Here is a 13745-nt window from a genome sequence, read left to right as displayed (position 1 = left end):
TTCCTTCGGAAACTCTCAGGTTTTGTTGAGTTTTCTCAGATCCGTCTTCGAAACTTTCGACGCTCCGGCACCGCTCACGGTGACGTGGCATCGATCACGCCGACGGCGGCGCCGTACTGCTCCTGACCACCAGGCTCGTCGCCAGTTCCACCCTCGTGGCGGTCGAGGGCCGTTCCGAGCGGCCGAGGTCCAGTACGAGCCGGGCCGCCGCCTCGGCCATCTCCGTGAGCGGCTGGCGCACGGTGGTGAGGGGCGGGCCGACCCAGCGGGCCACCGGCAGGTCGTCGAAGCCGACGATGCTGAGGTCCTCCGGTACGCGCAGGCCCAGCTCGCGGGCGGCCTCGTACAGCCCGAGGGCCTGGAGGTCGTTGCCCGCGAAGACGGCCGTCGGACGGTCCGGCAGCTTCAGCAGTTCGAGCCCGGCGCGGTAGCCGCTGTCGTGGTGGAAGTCGCCGGTGCGCACCAGCGCCGGGTCGACCGGCAGCCCGGCCGTGTCCAGCGCCGCCCGGTACCCGTCGAGCCGGGCCCGGCTGCACATCATCCGTGAGGGCCCGCTGATCACGCCGATGCGCCGGTGGCCGAGGTCGGCCAGATGCCGGGTCGCGGCGAGCCCGCCCTGCCAGTTGGTGGCGCCGACGGACGGCACGTCGTCACCGGGGTCGCCGGCCGGGTCGACCACCACGAACGGGATGGAACGGCTGGTCAGCAGCGCCCGCTGGGACTCGTCGAGCCCGTTGAGGACGAGCACGACACCGTGCGGGCGGCGGGCGGCGACCTGGTCGGCCCAGGTGCGCCCGGGGGTGAGCCGCCCCGCGCTCTCCGAGAGGACGACGCTCAGCCCCTCGTCCCGCGCCACGTTCTCCACGCCCCGGATGACCTCCATCGCCCACGCGCTCTCCAGTTCGTGGAAGACGAGGTCGATGAGCGGCGACCGGGACGCCTCGGCCCGGCGGCGCCGGTAGCCGTGGTTGCGCAGCAGTTCCTCGACCCGGGTGCGGGTCGAGGGGGCCACATCGGCGCGGCCGTTGAGCACCTTCGAAACAGTCGGGGCCGAGACTCCCGCCTCGCGGGCGATCTCGGCGAGCGTCGCTGACTGGGCTACGGCGGGATTCGGGCGAGTCATGAACGGGATCGTATCCCTGCGCAACCTCTTGACGAAGCCCTTCGACCGCCATACGTTCCCGGAACATTCGAAGTACCACCCGAAACATTCGTGCATGTTCGATGCGTATTCGTGCCGCAAGCACGCTGGTCAGCGGACGAGCCGGACAAGAAGAGGTGCTGTCATGGAGTCGATCAACGGGCGGTCCAACAGCGGGCGGCCCTCGGGCGAGGGCCCGAGCAGAAGTACGGGCGGCAGCACGGGCGGCAGCCTGAGCAGCCGCGCGTTCAGCAGGCGCTGGGTCCTGGGTGCCGGCGCCACCACCCTGCTCACCACCGGCCTCACCGCCTGCGGCTCCGACAGCGACTCCGGCGGGGGCGGCGGCACCCTCACCGCCTTCGTGTACGGGGACGACGCGGTGAAGGTCCAGCAGGCGGCCGTGGACCGCTTCAACAAGTCCACCGGGGCCAAGAAGGCCAAGGGCAAGGTGAAGCTGGAGAGGATCCCGGGCGCGGAGTACCCGGCCAAGCTGCGTACCGCGATGGGCTCCCCGAGCGCCCCCGACATCTTCTTCAACTGGGGCGGCGGGTCCATCAAGGACTACCAGGAGGCGAAGCAGGTCGTCGATCTGACCGACACCATCGAGAACGACCCGGCCCTCAAGTCGGGCTTCCTGCCCGCGGTGCTGGCGGCCGGCGGGCTCGGCGGGCGCCACTACGGGATACCGATGCGCGGCATGCAGCCGGTCATCCTCTTCTACAACAAGGCCCTCTTCGCCGAGCACAAGCTCCAACCGCCCACCACCTGGGCCCAGTTGCAGGACATCAACGGCAAGCTGAAGAAGGCGGGGATCACCCCGTTCGCGCTCGGCGGCGCCGACACCTGGACCGAGCTGATGTGGCTGGAGTACCTCGTCGACCGCATCGGCGGCCCGGAGGTCTTCGCGAAGATCCAGGAGGGCGACGCGTCCGGCTGGGGCGACCCGGCGGTCCTGAAGGCCGCCGAGACGGTCAAGGAACTCATCGACGACGGCGCCTTCGGCTCGAAGTTCAGCTCGGTCGCGTACACCAACGGCGGTGCCCCCGCGGTCTTCGCCAAGGGCAAGGCGGCGATGCACCTGATGGGTTCGTGGGAGTACTCGACGCAGCTCGGCAAGTTCCCCTCCTTCGCGAGGAACAACCTCGGCTGGTGCGCGTTCCCCACGGTCGAGGGGGGCACCGGCGACATCCGCAACGTCGTCGGCAACCCCACCAACTACTGGTCGGTCAACACCCGGGCGGGGAACAAGGACGCCGCGATCGCGTTCCTCAAGGACTGCGCCTCCGAGACGTACGCCAAGGCGCTGATCGCCAACGGCGACATCCCGACGACCGCGAACGCGGCCAAGTTCCTGGACGCCTCGCCCAATCCGGAGTTCGCGAAGTTCCAGTACGAGATGGTCGAGAAGGCGCCCGCCTTCACGCTCTCCTGGGACCAGGCGGTCGGCTCGAAGACCGCGACCCCGATGCTCACCGAGATCAACAAGCTGTTCGTGGGGAAGTCCTCGCCGAGCGAGTTCGTGTCGGCGCTCAAGGAGCTGAAGTGAGCGCACCCACCCCCACCAAGGCCCCGGTGGGAAGCCCGGTCGCGGAGCACGGCGGGCCCGGGGTGTCCCGGAGGCCGCGGAAGCGGTCCGGGGCCGCCACGGCCGGCCGGCCGCACGCCGCCTGGGCGCTGCCCGGCGTCCTGTTCTTCGGCTTCTTCGCCGTGGTCCCGATGGGCCTGGCCGTCTACCTCTCCTTCACCAGCTGGGACGGTCTCGGCGACCCGCGGCCCGTGGGCCTGGACAACTGGCGGAAGCTGATCGACGACGACCGGATGATGCAGTCCCTGTGGCTCACGGTCCTGCTGACGGCGGTGAGCTGGGCCTTCCAGACGGTGATCGCGCTGCTGCTCGGCGTCTGGGCGGCGGGCCGCCAGCGCAACCGGGCGGTGCTGTCCGCGATCTTCTTCGTCCCGTTCCTGCTGTCCTCGACGGCGATCGCGCTGCTCTTCTACGCCCTGCTCGACCCGAACTTCGGCATCATCCGGGAGAACATCCTCGGCTCCTCAAGCGGCGCGTTCCTCGCGATCGTCTTCGTCGGCGGCTGGCAGTTCATCCCCTTCCACACGCTGATCTACCAGGGCGGCGCCCGCCAGATACCCGAGGTCCTGTACCAGGCCGCGGCGATCGACGGGGCGGGCCGCTACCGCCAGTTCTTCTCGATCACGCTCCCGCAGCTGCGCCACACCGTCACGACGTCCACGGTCCTGATGGTCGTCGGCTCGCTCACGTACTTCGAGACCGTGCTGATCCTCACCAAGGGCGGCCCCGGCACCGACACCGCGATCCTGCCGTACCTGATGTACGAGGCGGGCTTCAAGAGCTACGACTTCGGTTACGCGAGCGCCATCGCGTCCTTCCTGGTGCTGGTCGCCACCGGCCTGTCCCTGATCCTCGTGCGGCTGACCGGCTTCGGCGGCATGCGCAGTACCCGCGAAGGGATGTGACGGAGTGTCACACGACACCTTGCCGCGTCCGCGTCCCGTGAAGACCGAGGACCACCCCGCGGGACCGCCGCCGGGCAGGCGCCGCCGGCACTGGACGAAGCGAGCCAACCCCGTCGCCGGGCTCGGCTCGGTCGTCTGGCTCGTGATCGTGATCATCCCGATCTACGCGATGGTCTCGGCCTCCCTCACCAGTCAGGACAAGGCGCTCACCGGCAACCCGCTGAGCCCGCCGACAGACCCGACACTCGACAACTACAACACCGTGCTGAACAGCGGGTTCGGCCACCTGCTCGCCAACACGGCGATCGTGGCCGCCGCGGTCGTGGGTATCGTCCTGGCCCTCTGCGTCCCGCTCGCGTACGTCGCCGTCCGCACCCGCGACCGCTGGTCGGGGATGGCCTTCCGGCTGTTCCTCCTGGGAGTCGCGATCCCGGCCCAGGCGGTCGTGGTCCCCCTCTACCTCCTGATCGCCAAACTCGACCTGTACGACAGCCTGCTGGCGGTCATCCTGCCGACGGCGGCCTTCGCGATGCCGGTCTCCGTCCTCGTCCTCGTGGGCACCCTGCGGGACGTCTCCGAGGAGCTGTACGAGGCGATGGCCCTGGACGGCGCCTCACCGCAGCGGATGCTGTTCCAGCTGGCGATCCCGATGGCCAAGGGCGGTATCAGCACGGTCGTCATCTACGCGGCGCTGCAGGCCTGGAACGGCTTCCTCTTCCCGCTGATCTTCACCCAGTCCGACGAGCCGCGCGTCCTGACCCTCGGCCTCTTCAACTACGTCAGCCAGTTCGGCGTCAACATCCCCGCCCTGCTGGCCTCGGTCGTCCTCTCCGGCGTCCCGATCTTCGCCGTCTACCTGGTGGCCCGCCGCGCGCTGGTCGGCGGCCTGATGGGCGTGGGCGGAAAGTGAACCCACTCGACTCTGACAGGAGTTCCATGACCAACGCCCCGTGGCGTGATCCCGCCCTGCCCGCCGAGGAACGGGTCGACGACCTGCTCGCCCGGATGACCCTGGAGGAGAAGACCGCCCAGCTGTACGGCGTGTGGGTGGGAGCCGCCACGGACGGCGACGGAGTCGCCCCGCACCAGGACGAGATGACCTCGGACTTCGACTGGGACGAGCTGATCACCCACGGCCTGGGCCAGCTCACCCGCTCGTTCGGTACGGCCCCCGTGGACCCCGCGCTGGGCGCGCAGGCCCTGGCCCGCGCCCAGCGCCGGATCAGCGGGGCGGGCCGCTTCGGCATCCCGGCGGTCGCCCACGAGGAGTGCCTGGCGGGCTTCACGGCCTGGGGCGCCACCGCGTATCCGGTGCCGCTCGCCTGGGGCGCCTCGTTCGACGCGGCGCTGGTCGAGGAGATGGCCCACCGGATCGGCCGGGACCTCGCCTCCGTCGGCGTCCACCAGGGCCTCGCCCCGGTCCTGGACGTCGTACGGGACCCGCGGTGGGGCAGGGTCGAGGAGACGATCGGCGAGGACCCGTACCTCGTCGGCACGATCGGGGCGGCCTACGTCCGCGGGCTTGAGTCCGCGGGAATAGTCGCCACGCTCAAGCACTTCGCGGGGTACGCGTCCTCTGCGGGCGCCCGCAACCTCGCTCCCGTACGGGCGGGTGTGCGCGAGTTCGCCGACATCACCCTGCCGCCGTTCGAGTTCGCGCTGCGCGAGGGCGGGGCCCGTTCGGTGATGGCCGCGTACACGGACACGGACGGCGTGCCCGCCTCCGCGGACCCGTACCTGCTGACCGAACTCCTGCGTGAGCAGTGGGGGTTCACCGGCACGGTCGTCAGCGACTACTTCGGCGTCGGCTTCCTGAAGACCCTGCACCGGGTCGCGGGCACCGAGGCCGAGGCCGCCCACGCGGCCCTCGCGGCGGGCGTGGACGTCGAACTGCCGACGGTCCACTGCAACGGCGACCCGCTGGTGGAGGCGGTACGGGCCGGTGACGTCCCCGAGTCCCTGGTGGACCGGGCGGCGGCCAGGGTCCTGCGCCAGAAGTGCGAGTTGGGCCTGCTGGACGAGGACTGGTCCCCGGAGCCGACCGGCCCCATCGACCTCGACTCGACGGCGAACCGCGTCCTGGCCCGCCGCCTGGCCGAGGAGTCCGTGGTCCTGCTCTCCAACCCGGAGGGCCTGCTCCCGCTGGCCCCCGACACCCGGATCTCCGTGGTCGGCCCGCGGGCGGCCGACGCGCTGGCGATGCTGGGCTGCTACTCGTTCCCGTCCCATGTGGGCATCAACCACCCGGCCCTGCCGATGGGCATCGAGATCCCCACGCTCCTGGAGTCCCTGCGCACGGAACTGCCCGACGCGAAGATCACGTTCACCGAGGGCTGCGACACGACCGACCCGGACACTTCCGGCTTCGAGGAGGCCGTCGCGCGCTCCACCGAGGCGGACGTCTGCGTGGCGGTGCTCGGCGACCGGGCGGGACTCTTCGGCCGGGGCACGTCGGGCGAGGGCTGCGATGTGGCGGACCTTCAACTACCTGGAGTCCAGGCCCAGTTGCTCGACGCACTGACCGCCGCCGACACCCCGGTCGTGCTGATCCTGCTCACCGGCCGGCCGTACGCGCTGGGCCGCTGGCACGACCGGCTGGCCGCCACGGTCCAGGCGTTCTTCCCGGGCGAGGAGGGCGGCCCGGCGGTGGCGGGCATCCTGTCGGGCCGCGTGAACCCCTCGGGCCGGCTGCCCGTGAGCATCCCCCAGACCCCCGGCGGCCAGCCGTGGACCTACCTCCAGCCCCCGCTGGGCCTGGCGGGCGAGGTCAGCAACCTGGACCCGACCCCGCTCCACCCCTTCGGCCACGGCCTGGGCTACACGGACTTCACGTGGGAGAACACGGCGGACCGGCACGCGGAGATCACCACGGACGAGGGGCACGACGTCTCGGTCACCGTCCGCAACACGGGCCCGCGGGAGGGCACGGAGATCGTCCAGCTGTACCTGCACGACCCGGTGGCGTCCGTGACCCGCCCCGACGTACGCCTGATCGGCTACCACCGCCTGACCCTGGCCCCCGGAGAGGCCCGCCGGGTCACTTTCCACTTCCACCCGGACCTGTCGGCCTTCACGAACCGCACGGGCCGACGCGTGGTCGAACCGGGCGCCCTGGAACTCCGGGTGTCCAAGTCCAGCACAACAGCCATCCACACAACGCACCTGACCCTGACAGGCCCAGAACGCCACCTGCCTGCAACCCGCCAACTGACATGCAGGACAACGGCCGTTTAGGGGCGCGGGGAACGGCGCGACAAGCCCCCACCGACCCGCACCCGACGAACGCCCGCCGGAGGCAATCCGTCAACGGTCGACGGACTCGAACCGCCACCGATGAACGGCCCGGGCAACCAGCCCGACAGCCGGCTCCGGAAGCTCAGGGAGCGCGTCGTCATACGCGGCATCCCACCACGTGATGACAAGCACCCGCTCCCCCGGAGCCCGCAGGACCTCCCGCCGCAGGGGCCGCGCCGGGAGGTCCTGCGCCCGCACCCACGCGAGCAGCTCCTCCCCCCGCCCCTCGGCGGCCCGCGCCTCCCACATCAACGCCACACTCATGAGTACAGATTGCCCTTGCTGACCTCATGAACATGATCATGCGAGTGGGCATGAGCGTGATCATGATCATGAGCGCGGGAGCGCCCCGGCACATGCGGATCGGTCACGGGCAGGGACGAGTCCGCCGACAGATCCCAGTCGGACGCGTCCCGCCCCCGAGCCACCATCTCCGCCCCCAGCGCGGCCACCATCGCCCCGTTGTCCGTGCACAACTTCGGCCGCGGCACCCGCAACGTGATCCCCGCGGCCTCGCACCGCTCCTGCGCCAGCACCCGCAACCGCGAGTTCGCCGCCACGCCGCCACCGATCATCAGGTGGTCGACGCCTTCGTCACGACAGGCCCGTACGGCCTTGCGCGTCAGCACGTCCACCACGGCCTCCTGGAAGGACGCGGCCACGTCCCGCACGGGCACGTCCTCACCGGCCGCCCGCTTCGCCTCGATCCACCGGGCCACGGCGGTCTTCAGCCCGGAGAAGGAGAAGTCGTACGCGGCGTCACGCGGCCCGGTGAGCCCGCGCGGGAAGGCGATGGCCCGCGGGTCCCCCTCCTTCGCGTACCGGTCGATGACGGGCCCACCCGGGAATCCGAGATTCAGCACGCGGGCGATCTTGTCGAAGGCCTCCCCCGCCGCGTCGTCGATGGTCGCGCCCATCGGCCGTACGTCACTCGTGATGTCCGAGGACAGCAGCAGCGAGGAGTGGCCGCCGGAGACGAGCAGCGCCATCGTCGGCTCGGGCAGCGGGCCGTGCTCCAGCTGGTCCACACAGATGTGGGACGCCAGGTGGTTCACCCCGTACAACGGCTTCCCCAGCGCGTACGCGTACGCCTTCGCCGCCGAGACCCCGACGAGCAGCGCGCCCGCGAGCCCGGGCCCGGCGGTGACGGAGACGCCGTCGAGGTCGCGCGCGCTGACCCCGGCCTCCTTCAGCGCCCGCTCGATGGTCGGCACCATCGCCTCCAGGTGCGCGCGGGAGGCGACCTCGGGCACGACCCCGCCGAAGCGCGCGTGCTCGTCGACGCTGGAGGCGATCGCGTCCGCGAGGAGGGTCGTACCGCGGACGATGCCGACGCCGGTCTCGTCGCAGGAGGTCTCGATGCCGAGGACGAGTGGTTCGTCAGCCATTGATCTCGGTTCCCTCGGTTCCTTGTACGGAGGTTGACGGGTCGTTGAGGCGCATCACGAGGGCGTCCACGTTCCCCGGCTGGTAGTAGCCGCGCCGGAAGCCGATCGGCTCGAAGCCGAAGCGCTCGTAGAGCTTCTGGGCGCGGATGTTGTCGACCCGGCATTCGAGCAGCACCTCGGCGCACTCGAAGGCGGTCGCGGCCCGCAGCAGTTCGGTCAGGATCAGCGCGCCGAGCCCGGTGCCCCAGTGTTCGCGGGCGACGGCGATGGTCTGTACGTCACCGGTGTCACCGGCGGCGGCCAGCCCCCCGTACCCGACGATCACCCCACCGTCCTCGGCCTCGACCTCGGCCACGACGTACCGCCGGGTCGCCTCAGGTCCTCGCGCGTGGGCCAGGTCGGACCAGAACATGCCCCGTGACCAGGCGTCCTCGGGGAAGAGGTCCTTCTCCAGTTCCAGTACGGGCTCGATGTCCCACCAGCGCATCTCGCGCAGCACCGCGGTCGTCACTTGGGGGTGACCACCTTGTAGTTCTTGGGCACCTGGGCGTCGGGCCGGCGCAGATAGAGGGGCCGGGGCGCTTCCAGTTCCTCGCCGGCCGCCAGCCGCTCCGCCGCCAGGGACGCGAGCGAGGCCGCCGACACGTGCTCGGGCTCGCGGGCGTCCGGGAAGGTGTCGGGGTAGAGCAGCGCGCCCGCGCCAACGGCGGGCAGAGCGCCGATGTCGAGTTCGCCGGGCCTGTCCACGGCGGGTTCGGTGAGCCGCGTACGGGAGTCGGCGTACCGCGCCCAGTAGACCTCTTTACGCCGGGCGTCGGTGGCGACGACGAAGGGTCCCTCGATCCCCGCCTCGCCCCCGGCTGCGTACGCGAGGCCGTCGAGGGTGCACAGGCCGTACACGGGGACGCCGAGCGCGAGCCCGAACGTGTCGGCAGTCATCAGCCCGACTCTGAGCCCGGTGTACGGGCCGGGGCCCACGCCGACGACGATGCCGGTGACGGCGTCGAGCCGCAGCCCGGCTTCGGTGAGTACCCGGTCGACGGCCGGCAGGAGCAGTTCCCCGTGCCGACGCGCGTCCACCTTGCTGTGGGCGGCGACGACGGACGTGCCGTCGTGCAGCGCGGCGGTGACGGCGGGGGTGGCGGTATCCAGAGCGAGCAAGAGCACGCGAACAGCCTACGGCGCCCGGACCCGGCGCACGGCCGCCTCAATCCGGCGGGTGCCTCCTGCTAACGTCACATCGTCACAACACGGACAAATACCGTACAAGATCGTGCGAGAGGTGGGCATTCAGGTGGTTCGGAGCAGCTCGGGAATCGTGGCCGGGCTCACCGCGACGGCGCTCGCCGTGATCGGCTTTCTCACCTACCAGGCGTCGGCGTACGCGCCGGCCGACCTGTCCGCCCCGCGGGCCGCCGAGTCCTCGTCGGCCACGGCGTCCAAGGCTCCCCGGGACAGGAACCACCCCACCGACCTGCCCGGTGGCTCGGGCACCGGTCAGCGGGTCGTGTACTCGCTGGACGACGACCGGGTGTGGCTGGTCGACAAGGGCGACCGGGTCAGGCTCACGTTCCGGGTCAGCCCCGGGACGGTTGATCCGCTGCCCGCCCGGTACGTCGTCACGTCACGCTCCGGGACGATCGTCGGCTCCGACGGCGTGGCCGTCGAACACGTCGTCCGCTTCGCCAGCCTGGACGGCATCGCGATCGGCTTCAGCGCGGCGGTGGACGGGTCGGTGACGCCACCCGACCCCGCGCGGAAACTGGGCGCGATCCGCGAGCCGCGGGGTGCGGGCGCGGCGATGTGGGACTTCGCCACGATCGGCACAAGGATCACGGTAATCAACTAACCGAATCCCCCACCGGCATACCCACCCACCCACCCCAGAGGTAAACGCAACCTCCAGGGACGCCCCCCAGGGGCGCGGGGAACGGCGCAATCGTTTCGCCTTTAGGGGCGCGGGGAACTGCGCAATCGTTTCGGGGGCGCAGCCCCCAAGGGGCGCGGGGAACGGCGCAGTCTTTTGGCTTTCAGGGGCGCGGGGAACTGCGCGACCAGCCACGACGCACCCGCACCCACAGACGCACCTAGGCCACCCGCCGCCGCTCATCCCGCCCAGCCGCCACAGGCACAGGCGCAGACACCGGCGCAGGCGGAGCCGGCGGCACAGACACAGCCCGCACAAGCCCCCCCACCGCAAGCAACTCCCCCACAGACACCGAGACCCCACCGTTCCTGGAAGGAACACGTTCCGACGTAGGCATCGCGGCCTCCTGAAAAGCTCCGGGAGCAGACATGGTTAGGTAGACCTAACCAACTCCTCCGCCCATGTGAACACGCCGAAGCCCCCCGCCGCAACATCTTCCCGACGCCCTGTCGGAATGTTGGGGCGAACGTACAAACCGAACCCCGCCCTCAGAGCCTCAGCCGGAGAGCACACCCAGATCCACCGAACCCCACCGCTCCCCCACCCCGGTCACGGCAACATGCCGCACCTCGTCCGTGGTGTCCCCCACGGCCCGGTGGATCAGCAGATGCAGCCGGTCGTCCGTCAGCTCCTCGACCTTCCCCTCGCCCCACTCCACGACGATCACGGAGTCGGACAGCGACACGTCGAGATCGAGGTCCTCCATCTCGTCGAGCCCGCCGCCCAGGCGGTACGCGTCCACGTGGACGAGCGGCGGCCCGTCCCCGAGCGGGGGATGCACACGGGCGATCACGAACGTCGGCGAGGTGACCGCGCCCCGGACCCCGAGCCCCTCCCCGAGCCCGCGGGTCAGCGTGGTCTTGCCCGCGCCCAGTTCGCCGGTGAGCATCACGAGGTCGCCGGCCCGCAGGAGCTCGGCGAGCCCGCGGCCCAACTCCTTCATCTGTTCGGGTGAGTTGACGACGATCTCCGCGGTCACGACACCGGGTTCAGCCGGGTTGCGCGGTGCTGCTGGTGCTTCCATAGCCACCAACGGTAGCCCCTGCGGGCACGGCGCCGACGCGGGTGAGCAGGTCCGCGAGCCGGTCTATGACGACCTCCGGATGCTCCAGCATCACGAGGTGCCCGGCGTCCGGCACGAGCACCAGCTCGGCGTCCGGCAGCAGATCGGCGATGGACTCGCTGTGCTCGCTCGGCGTCACGAGGTCCTTGACCCCGGCCAGTACGAGCACGGGCAGATCGGCGAAGTACGCGAGCGCCTCGGTCTTGTCGTGGTCGGTGAAGGCCGGGTAGAACTCGGCGACCACATCGATCGGCGTGGCCTCGATCAGCCGCTCCGCGAACCGCGCGACCGCCGGATCGATGTCCCGGGACGCGAACGAGTACCGCTTGATGATCCCCGCGAACAGGTCAGCGGTGGCCCGCCGCCCGCGCTCCACCAGTTCGGCCCGCTGCCCGAGCGCCTTCAGCACTCCGGGCAGGATCCGCCGCACCGCGTTGACGCCCGCGACCGGCAGCCCGAAGTTGACCTCGCCGAGCCGCCCGGACGACGTACCGATGAGCGCCACGCCGACGACGCGGTCGCGGATCAGGCCGGGGTACTGGTCGGCCAGGGCCATCATCGTCATGCCGCCCATCGAGTGGCCGACGAGCACGAGCGGTCCCTCGGGCGCCGCCGCGTCGATGACGGCCTTCAGGTCCCGGCCCAGCTGGTCGATCGTGACCGGCTCGTCGTCCCGGGCCTGGGCCACGCCCCGTCCGGAGCGGCCGTGGCTGCGCTGGTCCCAGTGGACGGTCCGTACGACTCCGCGCAGCGCGGCGCGCTGGAAGTGCCAGGAGTCCTGGCTGAGGCAGTAGCCGTGGCTGAAGACGACGGTGACCGGGGCGGGCGCCTTGCGGCCGAAGAGCCGGCGGCGGCGCGGCGCCAGCGCGGTGTCGGTCTCCACCTCGTCGACCTCGTAGTACAGCTCGGTGCCGTCGTCCGCGGCGGCCTTGCCCGGCGTACCGCGCAGCGCCCCGTACGGACCGGCCGAGTCGAGGGCGAGCCGCGCCTTCCTGCGCATGCCGCGGCCGACCGTGAGCCGCTCTATGGCGACCCCGGCGGCGGCGCCCGCGGCGACCACGCCTATCGCGGCGCCAGCGACGCCTGCCCTGCGCCAGTTCGCGGGCCCGGCCGCGGAGACCGCCGAGGCCGCGGCCGTGGCCGCTTCCACCGCTGCCTCCGCGCTGCTCTCGCTCACGAACCGCTCCTCTTCCTCGTCTTCTCCGGGTGCCGTGCCGTGCCGTGCCGTGTTCCGCATTCATGCGGATACCCCGCTTGTTACTCGTTCACGTAGTCATTCACGTGGACGCGGGGTACGCGGGTTCCGATGCGGGTGACGATCTCGTACGCGATCGTGCCCGCGGCCCGGGCCCAGTCCTCGGCGGTCGGCTCGCCGTGGTCGCCGGGCCCAAAGAGGACCGCCCGCTCGCCGACCGGCGGTTCGTCCCCGCCGAGGTCGACCACGAACTGGTCCATCGCGACCCGTCCCGCGACCGTCCGCCACTTGCCGCCCACCAGGACGGGCCCGGTGCCGGAGGCGTGGCGCGGGATGCCGTCCGCGTACCCGACGGGCACGAGGCCGAGGGTCGTGTCGCCCGCGGTGACGTAGTGGTGTCCGTAGCTGACGCCGTGGCCCGGCGGCACGTGCTTCACCAGCGCGAGCGACGCCCAGAGCGTCATCACGGGGCGCAGCCCGAGGTCGGCGGAGGTGCCCAGCTCGGGGCTGGGCGAGATGCCGTACGTGGCGATCCCGGTCCGTACGAGGTCGAAGTGGGACTCGGGCAGGGTGAGCGTGGCGGGCGAGTTGGCGATGTGCCGCACCTCCGGGCGCAGCCCCGCTTGCTCCGCGTGTGCCAGCATCTCGCGGAAGAGGGTGAGCTGGGCCGCGATGGAGGGATGCCCCGGCTCGTCGGCGCAGGCGAAGTGCGACCACAGACCGGTGACGGTGACCAGGCCCTCGTCCTCGGCCCGCCGTGCCTCGGCGACCAGTTCGGCCCAGTCGGCGGGCTGGCAGCCGTTGCGCCCGAGACCGGTGTCGGCCTTGAGCTGGACGCGGGCGGTGCGGCCGGCCGCGCGCGCGGCTTCCACCGCCTCACGAAGGGCCCACATCCCACTGATCCCCAGGTCCAGGCCGGCCTCGACGGCCTCCCGCCACGGCCCGCCCGGCGTCCACAGCCAGCACATGATCCGCCCCGGCAGCCCGGCCGCGCGCAGAGCCAGGGCCTCCTCCGGAGTGGCCGTGCCCAGCCAGGTCGCCCCCGCGTCCAGGGCCGCGCGGGCGCACGGCACGGCCCCGTGCCCGTACGCGTCGGACTTGACCACCGCCATGAGGGCGGCGGCCGGCGCCTGGGCGCGCAGGGTCCGCACGTTGGCCCGCAGGGCGGCCAGGTCGATCTCGGCGCGGGCACGCGCGGGTGCTGTCTCAGTCATCGCCGACCAGTGTCTCAGAGGGGTCGTCCTGCG

Annotated in this window: 13 protein-coding genes; 5 read left to right on the top strand and 8 right to left on the bottom strand. The window is 71.4% G+C overall.

Going from position 1 to position 13745, the window contains the following annotated elements; genetic code table 11:
* Positions 1-94 precede the first annotated feature (94 nt).
* Positions 95-1123: a LacI family DNA-binding transcriptional regulator gene (locus tag ACH4DZ_RS33695; protein WP_210882078.1), complete on the bottom strand. Its 1029-nt coding sequence runs from the start codon at positions 1121-1123 to the stop codon at positions 95-97.
* Positions 1124-1286: 163 nt separating this feature from the next.
* On the opposite strand from ACH4DZ_RS33695, the gene ACH4DZ_RS33690 reads away from it, so the two are divergent.
* The 4 genes from ACH4DZ_RS33690 to ACH4DZ_RS33675 all read left to right on the top strand — a co-directional run bounded on the left by ACH4DZ_RS33690 (position 1287) and on the right by ACH4DZ_RS33675 (position 6865).
* Complete coding sequence (locus tag ACH4DZ_RS33690) at positions 1287-2687, top strand: ABC transporter substrate-binding protein (RefSeq protein ID WP_398291556.1); 1401 nt, start codon at positions 1287-1289, stop codon at positions 2685-2687.
* 62 nt (positions 2688-2749) lie between these two features.
* On the top strand, positions 2750-3631 hold the full coding sequence (locus ACH4DZ_RS33685; protein ID WP_398291676.1) for a carbohydrate ABC transporter permease: 882 nt from the start codon (positions 2750-2752) through the stop codon (positions 3629-3631).
* Positions 3632-3635: 4 nt separating this feature from the next.
* On the top strand, positions 3636-4541 hold the full coding sequence (locus tag ACH4DZ_RS33680; RefSeq protein WP_398291554.1) for a carbohydrate ABC transporter permease: 906 nt from the start codon (positions 3636-3638) through the stop codon (positions 4539-4541).
* A gap of 26 nt (positions 4542-4567) precedes the next feature.
* Entirely contained in the window at positions 4568-6865 is a 2298-nt protein-coding gene (locus ACH4DZ_RS33675) for a glycoside hydrolase family 3 N-terminal domain-containing protein (protein ID WP_398291552.1), read from the top strand.
* A 69-nt stretch (positions 6866-6934) separates the two neighbouring features.
* On the opposite strand, the gene ACH4DZ_RS33670 is transcribed toward ACH4DZ_RS33675, so the two are convergent.
* From ACH4DZ_RS33670 to tsaB, 4 genes are read right to left on the bottom strand one after another with little or no spacing between them, the layout of a single operon-like run.
* Positions 6935-7189, bottom strand: coding sequence for a hypothetical protein (locus ACH4DZ_RS33670; RefSeq protein ID WP_398291550.1), 255 nt, complete (start codon positions 7187-7189; stop codon positions 6935-6937).
* On the bottom strand, positions 7186-8313 hold the full coding sequence (gene tsaD, locus ACH4DZ_RS33665) for a tRNA (adenosine(37)-N6)-threonylcarbamoyltransferase complex transferase subunit TsaD (protein ID WP_398291548.1): 1128 nt from the start codon (positions 8311-8313) through the stop codon (positions 7186-7188). Before tsaD ends, ACH4DZ_RS33670 begins: the two co-directional genes overlap by 4 nt.
* Positions 8306-8800, bottom strand: coding sequence for a ribosomal protein S18-alanine N-acetyltransferase (gene rimI, locus ACH4DZ_RS33660; protein WP_398291674.1), 495 nt, complete (start codon positions 8798-8800; stop codon positions 8306-8308). Before rimI ends, tsaD begins: the two co-directional genes overlap by 8 nt.
* Before the next feature lie 20 nt (positions 8801-8820).
* Positions 8821-9480: a tRNA (adenosine(37)-N6)-threonylcarbamoyltransferase complex dimerization subunit type 1 TsaB gene (gene tsaB, locus ACH4DZ_RS33655; protein WP_398291546.1), complete on the bottom strand. Its 660-nt coding sequence runs from the start codon at positions 9478-9480 to the stop codon at positions 8821-8823.
* A 127-nt stretch (positions 9481-9607) separates the two neighbouring features.
* On the opposite strand from tsaB, the gene ACH4DZ_RS33650 reads away from it, so the two are divergent.
* Positions 9608-10162, top strand: coding sequence for a hypothetical protein (locus ACH4DZ_RS33650; protein WP_398291544.1), 555 nt, complete (start codon positions 9608-9610; stop codon positions 10160-10162).
* 574 nt (positions 10163-10736) lie between these two features.
* Here the strand turns inward: ACH4DZ_RS33650 and tsaE are convergent.
* From tsaE to alr, 3 genes are all read right to left on the bottom strand, one after another.
* Positions 10737-11264 carry a tRNA (adenosine(37)-N6)-threonylcarbamoyltransferase complex ATPase subunit type 1 TsaE gene (gene tsaE, locus ACH4DZ_RS33645; protein WP_398291542.1) on the bottom strand — a complete coding sequence of 176 codons (528 nt, stop codon included), beginning with the start codon at positions 11262-11264 and terminating at the stop codon, positions 10737-10739.
* Entirely contained in the window at positions 11230-12480 is a 1251-nt protein-coding gene (locus ACH4DZ_RS33640; protein WP_398291540.1) for an alpha/beta fold hydrolase, read from the bottom strand. Before ACH4DZ_RS33640 ends, tsaE begins: the two co-directional genes overlap by 35 nt.
* Before the next feature lie 80 nt (positions 12481-12560).
* On the bottom strand, positions 12561-13712 hold the full coding sequence (gene alr, locus ACH4DZ_RS33635; protein ID WP_398291538.1) for an alanine racemase: 1152 nt from the start codon (positions 13710-13712) through the stop codon (positions 12561-12563).
* Positions 13713-13745: the final 33 nt, after the last annotated feature.

This window comes from Streptomyces sp. NPDC017991 (genome assembly GCF_044328075.1).
In the GTDB taxonomy this organism is placed as follows: Bacteria; Actinomycetota; Actinomycetes; order Streptomycetales; family Streptomycetaceae; genus Streptomyces.
The sequence above is the reverse complement of the archived record's forward strand: the minus strand, read 5'-3'. Positions and strand labels throughout refer to the sequence as shown.

Excerpts from the sequence above, each read along its gene's own strand:
- ACH4DZ_RS33695 (WP_210882078.1), bottom strand. The coding sequence starts at position 1,123 with ATGACTCGCCCGAATCCCGCCGTAGCCCAGTCAGCGACGCTCGCCGAG.
- ACH4DZ_RS33690 (WP_398291556.1), top strand. The coding sequence starts at position 1,287 with ATGGAGTCGATCAACGGGCGGTCCAACAGCGGGCGGCCCTCGGGCGAG.
- ACH4DZ_RS33675 (WP_398291552.1), top strand. The coding sequence starts at position 4,568 with ATGACCAACGCCCCGTGGCGTGATCCCGCCCTGCCCGCCGAGGAACGG.
- ACH4DZ_RS33670 (WP_398291550.1), bottom strand. The coding sequence starts at position 7,189 with ATGAGTGTGGCGTTGATGTGGGAGGCGCGGGCCGCCGAGGGGCGGGGG.
- tsaD (WP_398291548.1), bottom strand. The coding sequence starts at position 8,313 with ATGGCTGACGAACCACTCGTCCTCGGCATCGAGACCTCCTGCGACGAG.
- rimI (WP_398291674.1), bottom strand. The coding sequence starts at position 8,800 with ATGCGCTGGTGGGACATCGAGCCCGTACTGGAACTGGAGAAGGACCTC.
- tsaE (WP_398291542.1), bottom strand. The coding sequence starts at position 11,264 with ATGGAAGCACCAGCAGCACCGCGCAACCCGGCTGAACCCGGTGTCGTG.
- alr (WP_398291538.1), bottom strand. The coding sequence starts at position 13,712 with ATGACTGAGACAGCACCCGCGCGTGCCCGCGCCGAGATCGACCTGGCC.